The 15,977-nt window shown below is 72.9% G+C and carries 14 protein-coding genes and 2 pseudogenes; 15 read left to right on the top strand and 1 reads right to left on the bottom strand.

The window, feature by feature from the left end; translation table 11 throughout:
* Window positions 1-90: 90 nt before the first annotated feature.
* The 5 genes from AB0K02_RS31235 (at window position 91) to AB0K02_RS31215 (ending at window position 5,246) form a co-directional block, all read left to right on the top strand.
* On the top strand, window positions 91-1,050 hold the full coding sequence (locus AB0K02_RS31235; protein WP_365995967.1) for an SRPBCC domain-containing protein: 960 nt from the start codon (window positions 91-93) through the stop codon (window positions 1,048-1,050).
* A gap of 19 nt (window positions 1,051-1,069) precedes the next feature.
* Window positions 1,070-1,882: an aldose 1-epimerase gene (locus tag AB0K02_RS31230; RefSeq protein WP_365995966.1), complete on the top strand. Its 813-nt coding sequence runs from the start codon at window positions 1,070-1,072 to the stop codon at window positions 1,880-1,882.
* A 44-nt stretch (window positions 1,883-1,926) separates the two neighbouring features.
* Window positions 1,927-2,466: an orotate phosphoribosyltransferase gene (pyrE, locus tag AB0K02_RS31225; protein ID WP_177149711.1), complete on the top strand. Its 540-nt coding sequence runs from the start codon at window positions 1,927-1,929 to the stop codon at window positions 2,464-2,466.
* A gap of 189 nt (window positions 2,467-2,655) precedes the next feature.
* Window positions 2,656-3,678, top strand: a complete 1,023-nt coding sequence (gene fbaA / locus AB0K02_RS31220) for a class II fructose-bisphosphate aldolase (protein ID WP_365995964.1) — start codon at window positions 2,656-2,658, stop codon at window positions 3,676-3,678.
* A gap of 113 nt (window positions 3,679-3,791) precedes the next feature.
* Window positions 3,792-5,246, top strand: coding sequence for an MFS transporter (locus AB0K02_RS31215; protein ID WP_365995962.1), 1,455 nt, complete (start codon window positions 3,792-3,794; stop codon window positions 5,244-5,246).
* 715 nt (window positions 5,247-5,961) lie between these two features.
* Here the strand turns inward: AB0K02_RS31215 and AB0K02_RS31210 are convergent.
* On the bottom strand, window positions 5,962-6,381 hold the full coding sequence (locus AB0K02_RS31210) for a DUF3151 domain-containing protein (RefSeq protein ID WP_365995961.1): 420 nt from the start codon (window positions 6,379-6,381) through the stop codon (window positions 5,962-5,964).
* Between the two features lie 286 nt (window positions 6,382-6,667).
* Between AB0K02_RS31210 and AB0K02_RS31205 the strand changes: the two genes are divergently transcribed.
* The 10 genes and pseudogenes from AB0K02_RS31205 to AB0K02_RS31160 all read left to right on the top strand — a co-directional run bounded on the left by AB0K02_RS31205 (window position 6,668) and on the right by AB0K02_RS31160 (window position 15,577).
* Complete coding sequence (locus AB0K02_RS31205) at window positions 6,668-7,492, top strand: DUF3152 domain-containing protein (RefSeq protein WP_365995959.1); 825 nt, start codon at window positions 6,668-6,670, stop codon at window positions 7,490-7,492.
* An 87-nt stretch (window positions 7,493-7,579) separates the two neighbouring features.
* Window positions 7,580-8,401, top strand: a complete 822-nt coding sequence (locus AB0K02_RS31200; RefSeq protein WP_365995958.1) for a tryptophan 2,3-dioxygenase family protein — start codon at window positions 7,580-7,582, stop codon at window positions 8,399-8,401.
* Window positions 8,394-9,587 (top strand): kynureninase, encoded by a 1,194-nt coding sequence (kynU, locus tag AB0K02_RS31195; RefSeq protein WP_365995957.1) that lies wholly within the window; start codon window positions 8,394-8,396, stop codon window positions 9,585-9,587. Before AB0K02_RS31200 ends, kynU begins: the two co-directional genes overlap by 8 nt.
* A 740-nt stretch (window positions 9,588-10,327) precedes the next feature.
* Entirely contained in the window at window positions 10,328-11,197 is an 870-nt protein-coding gene (locus AB0K02_RS31190) for an alpha/beta hydrolase (RefSeq protein ID WP_365995955.1), read from the top strand.
* Window positions 11,198-11,251: 54 nt separating this feature from the next.
* Window positions 11,252-12,073: an NAD(P)H-binding protein gene (locus AB0K02_RS31185; protein ID WP_365995953.1), complete on the top strand. Its 822-nt coding sequence runs from the start codon at window positions 11,252-11,254 to the stop codon at window positions 12,071-12,073.
* A pseudogene (locus AB0K02_RS31180) lies at window positions 12,037-12,195 on the top strand (alpha/beta hydrolase); the annotation flags it as partial. The gene AB0K02_RS31185 and the pseudogene AB0K02_RS31180, both read left to right, overlap by 37 nt.
* Before the next feature lie 9 nt (window positions 12,196-12,204).
* Window positions 12,205-12,303 (top strand): annotated as a pseudogene (locus AB0K02_RS31175) (DNA-binding response regulator); the annotation flags it as partial.
* 91 nt (window positions 12,304-12,394) lie between these two features.
* A complete protein-coding gene (locus tag AB0K02_RS31170) occupies window positions 12,395-13,696 on the top strand; it encodes a histidine kinase (protein ID WP_365995952.1) in 1,302 nt (433 codons plus the stop codon).
* On the top strand, window positions 13,693-14,352 hold the full coding sequence (locus tag AB0K02_RS31165) for a response regulator transcription factor (RefSeq protein WP_365995951.1): 660 nt from the start codon (window positions 13,693-13,695) through the stop codon (window positions 14,350-14,352). Before AB0K02_RS31170 ends, AB0K02_RS31165 begins: the two co-directional genes overlap by 4 nt.
* Before the next feature lie 19 nt (window positions 14,353-14,371).
* Complete coding sequence (locus tag AB0K02_RS31160; RefSeq protein WP_365995950.1) at window positions 14,372-15,577, top strand: cytochrome P450; 1,206 nt, start codon at window positions 14,372-14,374, stop codon at window positions 15,575-15,577.
* Window positions 15,578-15,977 lie beyond the last annotated feature (400 nt).

The raw sequence follows: 15,977 nt of genomic DNA, 5'->3' as shown, positions 1-15,977 counted from the left end.
GCGCCCGGTGAGGCCCGGTACGCCGTGCCGCCCGAGGAACCGGCGCGCGAAGGCAGACGCGGCGGGCCCGGCTGAGTAGGCTCGGCTTCCATGGAGCATGAGGTGTTCGTACCCGTTCCGGCTGAGATCCTCCGACAGGTGCTGCGGGACCCCGCCCGGGTCGCCCGCTGCGTTCCGGGGCTCCAACAGGACGCCGACCGGGCGGCGGGGCCGCTCACCGGCAGGCTCAAGGTCCGGATCGGCAGCCACACCATCACCTACCGCGGCGCCCTGCACCTCGTGGAGCAGAAGGGCGCCTTCGTGGTCGAGGGCGACGGTGCGGAGGCGCGCGGCAGCGGCTCGGTGAAGATCGTGCTGACCGTACGCCCGGAGCCGACCGACGGGGGTACGACGCTGACGTTCAGCGGATCGTCGACGGCCGACGGCCGGCTCGCGGAGCTCGGGGCGTCCGCGCGGACGGCGGCCGCCCACCGCCTTCTGGACCGGTGCGCCGAGGCGCTCGCCGTCGCGGCCTCCGACGGCGCGAGCGCGTCGCCCGAGGACGCGTCCGGCGATGCCTCCGACGCCGAGGCGTCGTTGGAGCAGCCGGCCGAGCCGGACTCGACCCGGACCGGTGCTTCCTCCGTCTTCGAGGCACCGGTACCCCCGCCGTCGCTCGGAGAGGATGCCGACGACGAGTTCACCGACCTCGATGTCCCGGCCGACGACCTCGACGCCTCCGACGCCCCGGCGGCCTCCGCCGATGACGTGGACGACGTGGGCGACGTCGACGAACTCGACGAACTCGACGACCTGGACGAACTCGACGACCTGGAGGAGCTGTCGGGCGTGCCCGCGGAGCCCGCCGCCGAGGCGGCCCACGCGCGGCGCACCATGATCGGCCGGAGCGCCGAGGAGGTCGATCACGCGCCCCCGCGCGGGCGTTACGCCCCGACCCCCGGTCCGGACGCGTCGGGCTCCGGCGCCACCCTGCGGTGGATCGCGCCCGCCGCGGCGCTCGCGCTCGCTTCCGCGGTCGTTGTCAGCCGTGTGCTGCGCCGCCGCAAGTAGTGCGGGCTAGTGTCGTCGTGTGAGTAGTGAAGAGAGCGTCCGGCTGGGTGCCGGCGACGTCGAGTTGACCGTGCATCCGCAGAACGGCTGCCGCATCGGAAGCCTGCGCATCGGCGGCACGGAGGTACTCCGCCAGGGGGAGCGGTACGGCTCGTTCCCCATGGTCCCCTGGTGCGGCCGCACCAGGGACGGGCAGTTCCGCAACGGGGACGTCGTCCACCGGCTCCCGCTCAACGCGGCTCCGCACGCCATCCACGGCACCGGCCGCGAAACCGCCTGGCGCACCGCGACGGCGGGCAAGAGCGAGGCGGCGTTCACCTACGACCTCGCGGAGCCCTGGCCGTACACCGGCAGGGTCACGCAGACCTTCGAGCTGACGGCTGAGTCGCTGACCCTCGCGATGGGTGTGGAGACGTACGGGACGTCGTTCCCCGCCCAGGCCGGCTGGCACCCCTGGTTCCTGCGCAACCTCGGTAGCGGCGAGGACGTACGGATCGACTTCGCCCCGGCGTGGCAGGAGGAGCGTGGCGAGGACCACCTGCCGACGGGACGGCGCATCGACCCGCTGCCCGGACCGTGGGACGACTGCTTCGGCATGCCCGACGGCCTGTCGGTCACCCTGACGTGGCCGGAGCAGCTGGAGCTGACCGTCGCCAGCCGCGCCGAGTGGGTGGTGATCTACGACGAGCAGGCCGAGGCCGTCTGTGTGGAGCCGCAGTCCGGCCCGCCGAACGGTCTGAACACCCACCCCGAACTCGTGACCCCCATCGAGCCACTGGAGGTCACGACGACCTGGACCTGGCGGCGGCTCCAGGGTGCGTCCGGTGGATAGTGGCCCCGGTCAAGATTCGCCGGACACCGCATAAGCTCATGGGCATGACTGACGTACGTGCTGAGCTGCTCCAGCAGATCAAGGACAAGGCCGTGGTGCACGGCAAGGTGACCCTCTCCTCGGGCATCGAGGCCGACTGGTACATCGATCTGCGCCGGATCACGCTCGACGGCGAGGCCGCGCCCATGGTCGGCCAGGTCATGCTCGACGCCACCGCCCACCTCGACTACGACTGCGTCGGCGGTCTGACCCTGGGCGCCGACCCGGTGGCGACGTCGATGCTGCACGCCTCGGCCGCCCGCGGCGGGCGGCTCGACGCCTATGTCGTCCGTAAGGCGGGCAAGGCGCACGGCATGCAGCGCCGGATCGAGGGCACGGACGTGAAGGGCCGTCGCTGCCTGGTCGTCGAGGACGTCTCCACCACCGGCGGCTCCCCGCTGACCGCCGTCGAGGCGGTCCGGGAGGCGGGCGGCGAGGTCGTCGGCGTCGCCGTGATCGTCGAGCGCGGTGCCGCCCCGAAGATCGCCGAGGCGGGCCTGCCCTACGTCAACGCGTACTCGCTCGAGGAGCTCGGTCTCGCCTGAGGCGCGCCTGACCTGCTCTGATACCGACGGGCGTCCTGTTTCACGTGAAACAGGACGCCCTTGGCGCATCCTGGCGTGACGGGCTCTGTGGAGCCGGGCAGAGAGTCTGGAAAGATAGGCCGCGACGATGACGTCGCCCCCAGGTCAGGGCCCAGCACCACATACCCGCACATCCCAAGGAGCGGACACATGCCCATCGCGACTCCCGAGGTCTACAACGAGATGCTCGACCGGGCGAAGGCAGGCAAGTTCGCCTACCCGGCCATCAACGTGACTTCGTCGCAGACCCTGCACGCCGCCCTGCGTGGCTTCGCCGAGGCCGAGAGCGACGGCATCATCCAGATTTCGACCGGTGGCGCCGAGTTCCTGGGCGGCCAGCACAACAAGGACATGGTCACCGGCGCTGTCGCCCTGGCCGAGTTCGCGCACATCGTCGCCGCGAAGTACGACATCACCGTCGCGCTGCACACGGACCACTGCCCGAAGGACAAGCTGGACGGCTACGTACGTCCGCTCCTCGACATCTCCGCCGAGCGCGTGAAGGCCGGCCGCAACCCGCTGTTCCAGTCCCACATGTGGGACGGCTCGGCCGAGACCCTGGCCGACAACCTGGCCATCGGCCAGGAGCTGCTGGCGCAGGCCGCCGCCGCCAAGATCATCCTCGAGGTCGAGATCACCCCGACCGGTGGCGAGGAGGACGGCGTCTCGCACGAGATCAACGACGAGCTGTACACCACCGTCGAGGACGCGCTGCGCACCGCCGAGGCCCTCGGCCTGGGTGAGAAGGGCCGCTACCTGCTGGCCGCCTCGTTCGGCAACGTGCACGGCGTCTACAAGCCGGGCAACGTCGTCCTCCGTCCCGAGCTGCTCAAGGACCTCCAGCAGGGCGTCGGCGAGAAGTACGGCAAGACCGCGCCGTTCGACTTCGTCTTCCACGGCGGCTCCGGCTCGACGGCCGAGGAGATCAGCACCGCGCTGGAGAACGGCGTCGTGAAGATGAACCTCGACACGGACACCCAGTACGCCTTCACGCGTCCGGTCGCGGGCCACATGTTCCAGAACTACGACGGCGTCCTGAAGGTCGACGGCGAGGTCGGCAACAAGAAGACCTACGACCCGCGCACCTGGGGCAAGCTGGCCGAGGCCGGCATGGCCGCCCGTGTGGTCGAGGCCTGCGCGGCCCTGCGCTCCACTGGCACCAAGATCAAGTAATCCCGCACGGAGGGCCCGGCACCGAGACTCGGTGCCGGGCCCTCCTGCTGTCGTCCCCGGAAAGCGGGCCGTCTCGACTAGCCCGCGGCCGCGGGGGCCGGGAGGATGCCCGTATGGACATCAGGCTGTCCTCGGCCCAGGGGCGCTGGGTGCTCCTGACGACCGTCCTCGGTTCCGGGATGGCGCTGCTCGACTCCACCGTCGTCAACGTCGCCCTTCCCCGGATCGGCCGGGACCTCGACGTCGACCTGGCCGTTCTGCAGTGGACCGTCAACGCGTACATGCTCACGCTCGCCGGTCTCATCCTCCTCGGGGGAGCGCTCGGCGACCGCTACGGCCGTCGCCGGATCTTCGTCCTCGGCGTCGTCTGGTTCGCCATCGGCTCGCTGCTGTGCGGACTGGCTCCGAACGGCGGCGTCCTGGTCGCCGCCCGGGCCTTGCAGGGCGTCGGCGGTGCGTTGCTCACCCCTGGGTCGCTCGCGCTGATCCAGGCGAGTTTCCATCCCGACGACCGGGCGCGCGCGGTCGGGATGTGGTCGGGGCTCGGCGGCGTCGGCGCGGCGGTCGGACCGTTCGTCGGCGGCTGGCTCGTGGACGGGCCCGGCTGGCGCTGGGTCTTTCTGCTCAACGTGCCGCTGGCCGCGCTGTGCGTGCCCGTGGCGCTGCGGCACGTTCCCGAGTCGCGCGACCTTCGGGCGGCGGGCCGTTTCGACGTCCTGGGCGCGGTGCTCGGTGCGGCGGCGCTGGGCCTGGTGACGTACGCGCTCATCGACGCGACGGTGTGGCCCGGGTTCGTGGGCGTGCTGGTGGGAGCGGCCTTCGTCCTGGTCGAGCGGCGTCGGCCCGAGCCGATGCTGCCGCTGTCCGTCTTCGCGATCAGGCAGTTCACCGCGGTCAACCTGGTGACGCTGTGCGTGTACGCGGCGTTCGGCGGGTTCTTCTTCCTCGTCGCGCTGCAGCTGCAGGTCGTCGCGGGCTATTCGGCGCTCGGCGCCGGTACGGCGCTGCTGCCGACCACCGTGCTGATGCTCCTGCTGTCGGCGCAGTCCGGGGAACTGGGGGAACGGATCGGACCGCGCATCCCGCTGACCGTCGGTCCGCTGCTGTGCGCGGCCGGGACGATGCTGATGCTCCGGGTCGGCGAGGGCGCCTCCTACCTCGTGGACGTGCTGCCCGCTCTGGTGGTGATGGGCATGGGGATGGTGACGTTGGTGGCCCCGCTGACCGCGACCGTCCTGGCGTCCGTGGACACCGCGCGGGCCGGGATCGCGAGCGGCATCAACAACGCGGCGGCCCGCGCGGCGGGCCTCATCGCGGTGGCGGCGCTGCCGCTGCTGGCGGGGATGGGGCCGGAGGCGTACCGCTCGGCGGCGGAGTTCGGGGAGACGTTCCGGCGGGCGATTCCGATGTGCGCGGGGGTGCTGGTGGCGGGTGCGGTGATCGCCTGGGCGACGGTCAGGGCGCCGGCGCCGACGGAGGAGCACACGCAGCCGGAGTGCCGGATGAACTGCGGGGTGTCGGCGCCGCCGCTGGAGCCGCCGGCGAGTGCGGGGCGGCATGACGCGTGACGCGCGGGGTCGGCCCTCGGGGACGCCCGCGCCTCCGTCGGGGCTGCCTGGCGCACTCGTCGGGGCTCTGCCCCGAGCCCCGCGCCTCAAGCGCCGGCGGGGCTGGGTTCTCGGGGCTGGAGGCCCCGGCCCCTGTACGGCCCCTGTGGCTGGTCGCCCGGGGGTCAGCGTGCCCCCACGCGCCCGTCGGGGCGCTGCCTCGGGCCCTGCGCGTGATGTGCCGACGGCACTGGTTTGCGGGCTGGCGGCCCCGACGGCCCCATGGCTGGTCGGCTGTGGGGCTCGGCTTGCCACACGCACTCGTCGGGGCTCTGCCCCGAGCCCCGCGCCTCGAGCGCCGGCGGGGCTGGGTTCTCGGGGCTGGAGCCCCCGGACCCCGTGGCTCGCCGCCCGGGGCCCAAGGTGCCCTGTGCCCGTCGCTACGCCTCAAGCGCCGATACGGGGGCTGGGTTTCGGGGCTGGCGGCCACGGCTCCTGTGGCTGGTTGCCCGTGGGGCAGGATCCCCCGTGCCCGTCCCTTCGCCTCAAGGCCCGATACGGGGCTGGGTTTCGGGGCTGGAGGCCCTGGATGCCGTGGCTGGTCGCCCGTGGGGCCAGGATGCCCCCACGCGCCCGTCGGGGCGCTGGCCCGCGTGGGCCGGGGGCCAGCGCCCCGAGGGCCGAGTGCCCCCCGTTGACCCCGGTCTCCCGGGGCCGAAGTCCCGGGAGACCGGGGTCAGCGCTTCAGTTCCGCGTAGGCCTCGTCGCTGCTGTCCTTCAGGAACTGCCAGCAGCGGTCCGCCTCCTCCGTCTCCCCGATCGCGCCGGCGGCACGCGCGAGTGCCGCCAGGCAGCGCAGGAAGCCGCGGTTGGCGCGGTGGCTGAAGGGGATCGGGCCGTGGCCCTTCCAGCCCGCGCGGCGCAGGGCGTCGAGCCCTCGGTGGTACCCGGTGCGGGCGTAGGCGTAGGACTCCACCAGGCGCCCGGCCTCGAAGGCGTCGTCGGCCAGCATCGCCCACGCCAGGGAGAAGGTCGGGTGCGCGGCGGCGACCTCGGCAGGCGTCGCGGACTGCTCGGCGAGCATCCGGTAGGCCTCTTCGTTCTCCGGCAGGTGGGTCGGGGGCGGACCGCCGAGAAGGTTCTCGTGAAGGTTCATGGCTGAAGTCTGCCATCGGCGCATCGCACCCCGCCGGGCCAGGGAACCGCTGCCTCGTGGGCCACGTCCTCCTGGGTACGATCGCACGCGCGGTCGATTTACCCGTACGCAGCTGATGTACACCGCCGGACCGGAGGCCCCACCCTCTCCCCCAGAAAGGCCGGCCGAACCAGGGGAGAGTCCTGTCTTGGGCAAGCGCGCCGCCACCCGACGAGGGCGTGGACGTGGCCGCCGGGCCCCGTCCCGCCGGGACCGGGCACGTCGCCGCCCGCTCGGTCCGCTCCTCGTGCTCGGCCTGCTCGTCGGTGTCCTGTCCATCGGCGGGGGCGCCGCCCTCGCGCACTGGCGCAGCGGTGGCACCGGCGCCGTGTCCGCGGCCCCGGCGGCGACGCCCCGCGCCGAACCGCTGACCTCCCCCGAGAGCTCTCCCGAGAATGCGCCCAGTACCTCTGCCGAGGCCGACCCGAAGCCGTCCGCGTCCGCCTCCCCTCGACCCGGCACGATCGTGTCGCCCAAGGCGTCCTCGCAGGCGAGCGGGCCGCCGAAGGTGCCTGCGTCCGGAAAGGGGACGTTCACCGCCGCGCAGGCCACGGGTGCGGCGGCCGGCACCGGCACCCTGCGCCGTTACAAGGTCGAGGTCGAGGACGGAATCGACCTGTCCGCACGGCAGGCGGCGGCCGAGATCGAGGTCATCCTCGCCCATCCACAGGGGTGGGCCGCCCACGGCCGCGGCCGGTTCCAGCTCGTCTCGTCGGACGCCGACTTCGTCATCAGGATCGCCACCCCGGCCACCGCCGACCGGCTCTGCCTCGCTCAGGGGCTCAACACCCGCGGCGAGCTGAACTGCGAGACCGTCGAGGGCGTCGTCGTCAATCTGAAGCGGTGGATGCTGGGGTCGCCCACGTTCGCCGGGACGCCCGCCGAGTACCGGCACCTGATCATCAACCACGAGGTGGGGCACGAGATCGGCATCCGGCAGCACCTGGGCTGCCCCGGCCCGGGCCGCCCCGCTCCGGTGATGATGCAGCAGATCAAGGGCCTGAACGGCTGCGTCTCCAACGCCTGGCCCTACGACGAGGACGGGACGTATCTCACCGGACCACCGGTGTGAACCTCGTCCTATGATGCCGGTGGGGACCGGGGCCCACACCGATCAGGAAGGGGCGGACCGCTACCCGGATTCGTCGAGGAGACAGCGATGTCACATGACGCCGCCCCGAATCTGGACTTCGCGGGCACGACTCCCTACGAGGACTACGTCCAGGCGGACGTCCTCACCCACCTCCAGCACCCCCGCTCGGACGACCCGGGCGAGATGGTCTTCCTGGTCACGACCCAGGTCATGGAGCTGTGGTTCACGGTGATCGTCCACGAATGGGAGACCGCGGCCCGTGCGCTGCGGGAGGACCGCGTCCCCGTGGCGATGGACGCGCTCAGGCGCTCCGTACGGGAGCTGGAGGCGCTGAACGCCTCCTGGCGGCCGATCGCCAACCTGACCCCGGCCCAGTTCAACGCCTACCGCGACGCGCTCGGCGAGGGATCCGGCTTCCAGTCGGCCATGTACCGGCGCATGGAGTTCCTGCTCGGCGAGAAGTCCGCGTCGATGCTGGTGCCGCACCGCGGCGCGCCGCGGGTGCACGCGGAGCTGGAGAAGGCCCTGCACGAGCCGAGTCTTTACGACGAGGTGCTGAGGCTGCTGGCGCGCCGGGGCCACGCGATACCGGCCGACGTGCTGGAGCGGGACCTGTCGCAGAAGTACGAGCCGTCCGAACAGGTCGAGCGGGCGTGGGCCGAGCTGTACGCCGCCGAGGACCAGGACTCCGAGCTGGTGCGCCTCGGCGAGGCGCTCACCGACGTCGGCGAGCTGGTGTGGCGATGGCGCAACGACCATCTCGTGGCGACGCGACGGGCGATGGGCTCGAAGGTCGGTACGGGTGGTTCGGCGGGCGTCTCCTGGCTGGAGAAGCGGGCCCGCAAGAACGTCTTCCCCGAGCTGTGGACGGCGCGCAGCCATGTCTGAGTCCCTGGCCCAGAAGGCCGCGGCGCTGGACGCCGCAGACGAACTCGCCGGTGCGCGCAAGCTGTTCGCCCTGGACGACGCCGTGTACCTGGACGGCAACTCGCTGGGCGCGCTGCCCGCGCACGTGCCGGCCCGCGTCGCCGATGTGGTGACGCGTCAGTGGGGCGAGCTGCGCATCCGTTCGTGGGACGAGAGCGGCTGGTGGACGGCGCCCGAGCGGATCGGCGACCGGATCGCGCCGCTGGTGGGCGCCGCGCCGGGGCAGGTCGTGGTCGGTGACTCGACGAGCGTCAACGTCTTCAAGGCGGTTGTGGGCGCGGTGCGGCTCGTCGACGACCCGGCGCGTACGGACGTCCTGGTGGACGCGAGCACCTTCCCCACGGACGGGTACATCGCCGAGTCCGCCGCCCGGATGACCGGGAAGCAGGCCGTGTTCGTGGACCCCGCGGACCTGCCCGCGGCCCTCGGGCCGACGACGGCGGTCGCGCTCGTCAATCACGTCGACTACCGCTCGGGCCGGCTCCACGACCTGCCCGGCCTGACGGCGGCGGTCCACGAAGCGGGCGCGCTCGCGGTCTGGGACCTGTGCCACAGCGCGGGCGCGCTGCCGGTGGGGCTGGACGAGCACGGCGTGGACCTCGCGGTCGGCTGCACGTACAAGTACCTGAACGGCGGTCCGGGTTCGCCGGCGTACCTGTACGTCGCCGAGCGCCATCAGGCCGGCTTCGACTCCCCGCTGCCGGGGTGGAACTCGCACACGGACCCGTTCGGGATGACCCTCGGCTACGAGGCCGCGCCCGGCGCGGTCCGGGGCCGGGTCGGCACCCCCGACATCCTGTCCATGCTGGCGCTGGAGGCGTCGCTCGACGTCTGGGACGGGATCTCGATCGACGCGGTACGGGCCAAGAGCCTGGCGCTGACGGACTTCTTCCTGGAGTGCGTCGAGGCGTACGTCCCGGCCGGGTCGGTGACCTCGCTGACCCCTTCCGCGCACGCGGAACGGGGCAGTCAGGTGGCGTTGTGCTGCGAGGACGCGCCGCGGGTGATGCGGGAGCTGATCGACCGCGGTGTGATCGGGGACCTGCGCCGCCCGGACGTCCTGCGGTTCGGCTTCACGCCGCTGTACGTGGGCTTCGGTGACGTGGAGCGGGCGGCGCGGGTGCTGTCGGAGGTACTCGGGGCCTGACGCCCACGGGCGCGGCCCCCCGGCCCGGTGTGGGGGTGCGCCGCGCCCCCGCACCGGGCTGGATCGCCGCTGCGCGGAGCCGTTTCCCCCCACCCCGCCCCCTCCCGAACCGGTGCTTCGCCCCGGACCCCGGACCCCGTACCGCGCTTCGCGCGGTGTCCTCAATCGCCGGACGGGCTGGATTTCGCTTGGGGAAATCCAGCCCCCGTTGCGGGTCCCTCGTACGGCCGCCAGGCCGTGGGTGAAGTTTGAGGTGCGCGGGTTTCGGGGGCGGAGCCATCGGGACGCCGTGTTGCGGGCGGTGCGGGTCCGGGCGGGGCCTGGTTTCGGGATGGGGTCTCCATTGCGCGGAGGTTCGGGGCCGGAGCCCTCAGGTCCCGTGTGGCGGGCGATGCGTGGGTCCGGGCGGGGCGGGGCCCGGTTTCGGGATGGCGTGTCCGTTGCGCGGAGGTTCGGGGGCCGAGCCCTCGGGTCGCCGTGTGGCGGGCGGTGCGGCCTGGTTTCGGGGTGGGGCGCCCGCGGCCGCCGGGCCGTAGGGGAGCTCGCGGGCACCGCACGCAGCGCGGTACGGGCGTCGGGGGCGAAGCCCCGGTTCGCGGTGCCGGGGTCCGGGGGCGGAGCCCCCGGTTACGGGAAAGGGCGGGGAGCGGGAAGCGCACCCGCCCCGCCCCAGCGGAACTGATAGCGTCCGCGCTGGTCAGGTTGAATACGCCACACCTGCGGGACTGTTGGAGCAGCACATGCCGGACCCCGTCGCCCGTGACGCCGCCGAGGAAGCGTCGGCGCTCTCGCATCCTGCCGTCGCGCCGGACGCCTCCCTCGCCTACGGGGACCATCCCGATCAGGTCGTCGACTTCTACGCGCCGCGCGACGGCCGCGCCGGTGCCCCGCTCGTCGTGCTGCTGCACGGCGGGGCGTGGCGGGCGCCGTACGACCGGTGGCACGTCACCCCGTTCGCGGACTTCCTCGCCCGCCGCGGACTCGCCGTCGCCAACGTCGAGTACAGGCGCGGGCGTGAGATCCCGCAGCAGCGCGGGACCGGGCCCGTCGCGGGACGGTGGCCGGAGACGTTCGACGACGTCGCCGCCGCACTCGACGCGCTGCCGGACCTCGCGCGGCGCGCCCTGCCGCAGGCGGACCCGCGGCGCACCGTCGTCACGGGGCACTCGGCGGGCGGGCACCTCGCGCTGTGGGCCGCGGCCCGGCACGTCCTGCCGGCCGGGTCGCCGTGGCGGCTGCCCGCGCCGCCCGCCCTGCGCGGCGTCGTCGCGCTCGCCCCGATCGCCGACTTCGCGCACGCCGTCGGGCTCGACCTGTGCGGCGGCGCGGTACGCCAACTGCTGGGCGCGGAGGGCGAGTACGAGCAGCGGGCCGCCCACGCCGACCCGGCCGTCCTGCTGCCCACGGGCATCGCGACGGTCGTCGTCCAGGGCCGTACCGACATCGTCGTGCCGCAGGCGGTGAGCGAGGCGTTCGTCGACGCCGCGGCGAAGGCCGGCGAGACCGTCGGACTGACCCTGCTGGAGGAGGTCGGGCACTTCCCGCTCATCGACCCGGCCGCGGACGCCTGTGCCGTCGTGGCCGAGGAGATCGCCCAACTCGCCTGGTAGGAAAGGGCGTTCTTGCGGACAGGAGCTGACCGCAAGTCTTCCTACGGTCTTCCCATGACGAATCTCGTGACCGGAGCAACCGGAACCGTCGGCCGCCAGGTGGTCGCCGAACTGCTGCGCCGCGGACACTCCGTCCGTGCCCTGACCCGCGACCCGGGCAAGGCCGACTTCCCCGCCGGGGTGGAGGTCGTCCGGGGCGATCTGACCGACCCCGGTACGCTCACCGCCGCGCTCCAGGGCGTGACCGGCCTGCACCTGATCACCTTCGGCGGCCCGTACTTCGCCCCGTTGGAGACCGGCCCGCGCGTTCTCGAGCTCGCACGCGAGGCCGGCGTACGGCGGATCACCGTGCTGCACGGCGGCGGCCCCAGCCTGCTGGAGGACGCGGTGCGGGCGGGGGAGATCCCGTGGACCGTGCTGATGCCGGTGGAGTTCATGGGCAACGCCCTGGCGTGGGCGGACGGCGTGCGCACGGCCGACGAGGTGCGCGAGCCGTTCACCGACCGGCTCAGCGCCATGGTCCACGAGGCCGACATCGGCGCGGTCGCGGCCGTCGCCCTGACCGAGGACGGCCACGGCGGACAGGAGTACGTGATCACCGGGCCCGACGTGCTGACCCTTCGGGACAAGACGGAGACACTGGCCGCCGCGCGCGGACGCGCGATCCGGCTCGTCGAGCTGACCGAGGAGGAGGCCGTCGGCCAGTGGCGCGCCTCCGGTCTGACCGACGACGTGATCGGGTTCCTGCTGGAGGCGTACGGGAACACCCCGCCGGTGGGACGCACCGTCGTCCCCACGGTCGAGAAGGTGACGGGCCGGCCCGCCCGGACGTTCACCGAGTGGGCCGCCGAGCACGCGGACGCCTTCCGGGCCTGACCGGCGCCCCTGCCCTGCGCGCCGCCCAGGGCGCGGCCCCCGTGTCGTTCCTGTGCCACTCCTACGGCTCCGTCGTCTGCGCCCGCGCCGCCCACCGCCCCGAGACCGCGGCGGTCACCGACCTCGCCCTCCACGTGAGCCGGGTACTGGTGAAGCTCGGCCTGCGCGACCGTACCCAGGCGGCGGTCTTCGCGTACGAGACGGGGCTGGTGCGTCCGGCCTGCTGCTGAGCGCGCTGCCGCGGGTAGTCCTCACGACGGATGCCGCAGGATCCGTAACGATGCTGACGACCGCGCCCGGCGCTCCGCTTACCTTTCTCACGTGACCGAGAAGACCCGCAGCCCCGAGTACCGCCTGGCCCAAGGGGCGCTCAGCGGCCTCCGCCAGGACCTCTTCCACGACGCGTTCGCCTACCGTCCGCTGGCGCCGCTGCGCGGTGACGGGCCGCTGGTGCGGCGGCTCCCCGGCGAGCGGATACGCACGCTCGCCGTGTGGCTGCCGCACGGCGTGGTGCTGTTCACCGCGTTCTGCACGCTGCTCGTCGCGGGCGGGTCCGGGGCCGGCGACTTCGGCTCCCTCCTGTTCGGGCTCGTGCCGGCCGGCGCGGTGGCCATGACGCTGATCAGGCCGGTGGGCGCCTGGTGGGTGTCGCTGGCGAGCACCCCGTTCGTGGGGGTGCTGGGCGGGTTCGGGGACGACTGGCCCTGGACCCCCGCGGGCTTCGTCTCCCACTTCGCGGTGATGGTCCTGGTGGCGCTGCGGACCCGGCCCCGGACGGCCGGCTGGATGTGGGTGATCACCGCCGGGTACACGGCGTTCTCGGACACCGTCCTCAGCCGCGGCTACAGCAGCAACGCAGCCGCGATGCTCTTCGGCTCCGCCGTGGCCCTGCTGGCCGTGAGCATGATCCTGACCCGGCGTGAGGCGAAGCAGGAGGTCGCCGCGCAGCAGACCGTGACCGCTGTCGAGCGCGACCGGCGCACGCTCCTGGAGGAGCGCACGACCATCGCCCGCGAGCTGCACGACGTCGTCGCGCACCACATGTCGGTCGTCGCGATCCAGGCCGAGGCCGCGCCCTACCGGGTGGAGAACCCGCCGGAGGAACTGGAGCGGGCGTTCGCCACGATCCGTGAGAACGCGGTGGCCGCGCTGACCGAGCTGCGCCGCATCCTCGGCGTCGTACGGGCGGAGGACTACGAGGCGCCGGACGCGCCGCAGCCCGTGCTCAGCGACCTCGACAACCTGGTCGCCAACGTCCGCGACGCCGGACTGGAGACGGAGAAGACGGTCACCGGAGCGGTGCGCGAGCTGCCTCAGGGCGTCGAGCTGTCGGCGTACCGGATCATCCAGGAGGCGCTCAGCAACGCCCTGCGGCACGCGCCCGGTTCCACCGCCAGGATCGAGATCTCGTACGTACTGGGCGGCCTTGGCCTGCGGGTGGTGAACACCGCGCCGCAGGGCCTTGTGAAGCCCTCGCCGGGCGCGGGCCACGGCATCACGGGGATGCGGGAACGTGTGACGATGCTCAACGGCGAGATGACCGCCGAGCCGACCGAGGAGGGCGGCTACGAGGTGACCGCCTTCATCCCCGTCGCCGCGACCACCTCCCAGGAGATGTCATGACGATCCGCGTGCTCATCGTCGACGACCAGGCCATGGTCCGGGAGGGCTTCTCCGTCCTGCTGAACGCCATGCCCGACATCGAGGTCGTCGGCGAGGCGGTCAACGGCCGCGAGGCCGTGCGCCGGGTCGCCGAGCTGGCGCCCGACGTCGTCCTGATGGACATCCGCATGCCGGAGCTGAACGGCATCGAGGCCACGCGCGAGATCGTCGCCGCCGACAGCGGGGCGAAGGTGCTGGTGCTGACCACGTTCGACCTCGACGAGTACGTGTACCAGGCGCTGCGCGCCGGGGCGTCCGGCTTCCTGCTGAAGGACGCCTCCGCCCGGCAGCTCGCCGACGGCGTCCGCGTGGTCGCCGCGGGTGAGGCGCTGCTCGCCCCGACGGTCACGCGACGGCTGATCACCGAGTTCTCCCGGCTCGCCGAGAATCCGCGCCCGGCCGCGATGACGCAGGTCGGGGACCTCACCGAACGGGAGACGGAGGTGCTGGTGCTGATCGCGCAGGGGCTGTCGAACGCGGAGATCGCCTCGCACCTGGTCGTCGCCGAGTCCACGATCAAGACGCACGTGAGCAGGGTCCTGGTGAAGCTCGGCCTGCGCGACCGCACCCAGGCGGCGGTGTTCGCGTACGAGGCGAGGCTGGTCACGCCGTCGTAGGCGGGGTTAGCGTCCCGTCATGGACGCACCGTTCGAGCCCTGGTCCCCCGCCTTCGCCGCCGACCCGTACCCGGCTCTCGCCGAGCTGCGGGCACGAGGGCGGGTGCACTGGTTCGAGCCGACGCGGCAGTTCCTCGTCCCGCACCACGCCGACGTGTCGGCGCTGCTGCGGGACCGGCGGCTGGGGCGCACGTATCTGCACCGCTTCACGCACGAGGAGTTCGGGCGTACGCCGCCGCCCGCCGCGCACGAGCCGTTCCACACGCTGAACGACCACGGGCTGCTGGACCTGGAGGCCCCGGACCACACGCGGATCAGGCGTCTGGTGACGAAGGCGTTCACGCCCCGGACCGTGCAGGCGCTGGAGCCGGTGGTGCGCCGGCTCGCGGCGGACCTGGTGGCGGACCTCGCTCGCGCGGGCGGCGGGGACCTGCTGGCCGAGGTCGCGGAACCGCTGCCGGTCGCGGTGATCGCGGAGATGCTGGGCATCCCCGCGTCGGACCGGGGCCTGCTGCGGCCGTGGTCGGCGGACATCTGCGGGATGTACGAGCTGAACCCGTCCGAGGAGACGGCGGCGCGGGCGGTGCGCGCGTCGCTCGAATTCAGCGCGTACCTGCGGGAGTTGATCGCCCTGCGACGGGCGGATCCGGGCGACGACCTGATCTCCGAGCTGATCTCGGCGCAGGAGGAGGGCGACCGGCTCAGCGAGCAGGAGATGATCTCCACGTGCGTGCTGCTGCTCAACGCGGGCCACGAGGCGACGGTGAACACCACGGCGGGCGGGTGGTGGACGCTCTTCCGCCACCCCGAGCAGCTGGCCGCGCTGCGGGCGGACCACTCGATGCTGTCCACAGCTGTGGAAGAACTGATGCGGTACGACACCCCGCTCCAGCTCTTCGAGCGCTGGGTGCTGGACGACATCGAGATCGACGGGACGGTGATCCCGCGCGGCTCGGAACTGGCGCTGCTGTTCGGCTCCGCGAACCGCGACGAAGCGCGCTTCCCCCACCCGGACACCCTGGACCTGTCGCGCGCCGACAATCCGCACGTGAGCTTCGGGGCGGGCATCCACTACTGCCTGGGCGCGCCACTGGCCCGTCTGGAACTGTCGGCGTCGTTCGGGGAGCTGCTGCGCCAGGCGCCGGGCCTGAGGCTGGTGTCGGAGCCGGAGTGGAAAACGGGCTTCGTGATCAGGGGCCTGCGGGAACTTTGCGTGGAGCTGTGACCCTTCCCCACCCCGCGCTCTTTCGTAACCGGGGCTTTGAGGCGCGGGAGCCCGGGGGCGGAGCCTCGGAGCACGCGCACGCCAGGGCGCAGGGCCACGGGGTCCGGGCGAAGTCCAGGTGGCCGATCCAGCCGAGCAGCAGCGCGACCGCCACGCCCCACGCGGCCACCGCCGCGCCCCGAGCTCTGGGCGTGGCGTTGCCCGGGCGTGGCAGGTGCCACGCCCGGGCAGGCTCCTGGTTCAGCTCATGTGGTTGTACGTGTCCCCGGTGTGGGCGTCCGAGATCGCGCGGGATCTGAACGGGCGGTGGCGGTCGCCGGTACCGGAGTAGAGGTAGACCGTGTTGGTGCTGCGCTGGTGGGCGAAGAGGTCGGCCTTGCCGTCGTGGTCGACGTCGCCG

The sequence above is a fragment of the Streptomyces sp. NPDC049597 genome, from assembly GCF_040675505.1.
Lineage (GTDB): Bacteria > Actinomycetota > Actinomycetes > Streptomycetales > Streptomycetaceae > Streptomyces.
This window is presented reverse-complemented; position numbering and strand designations above follow the sequence as displayed.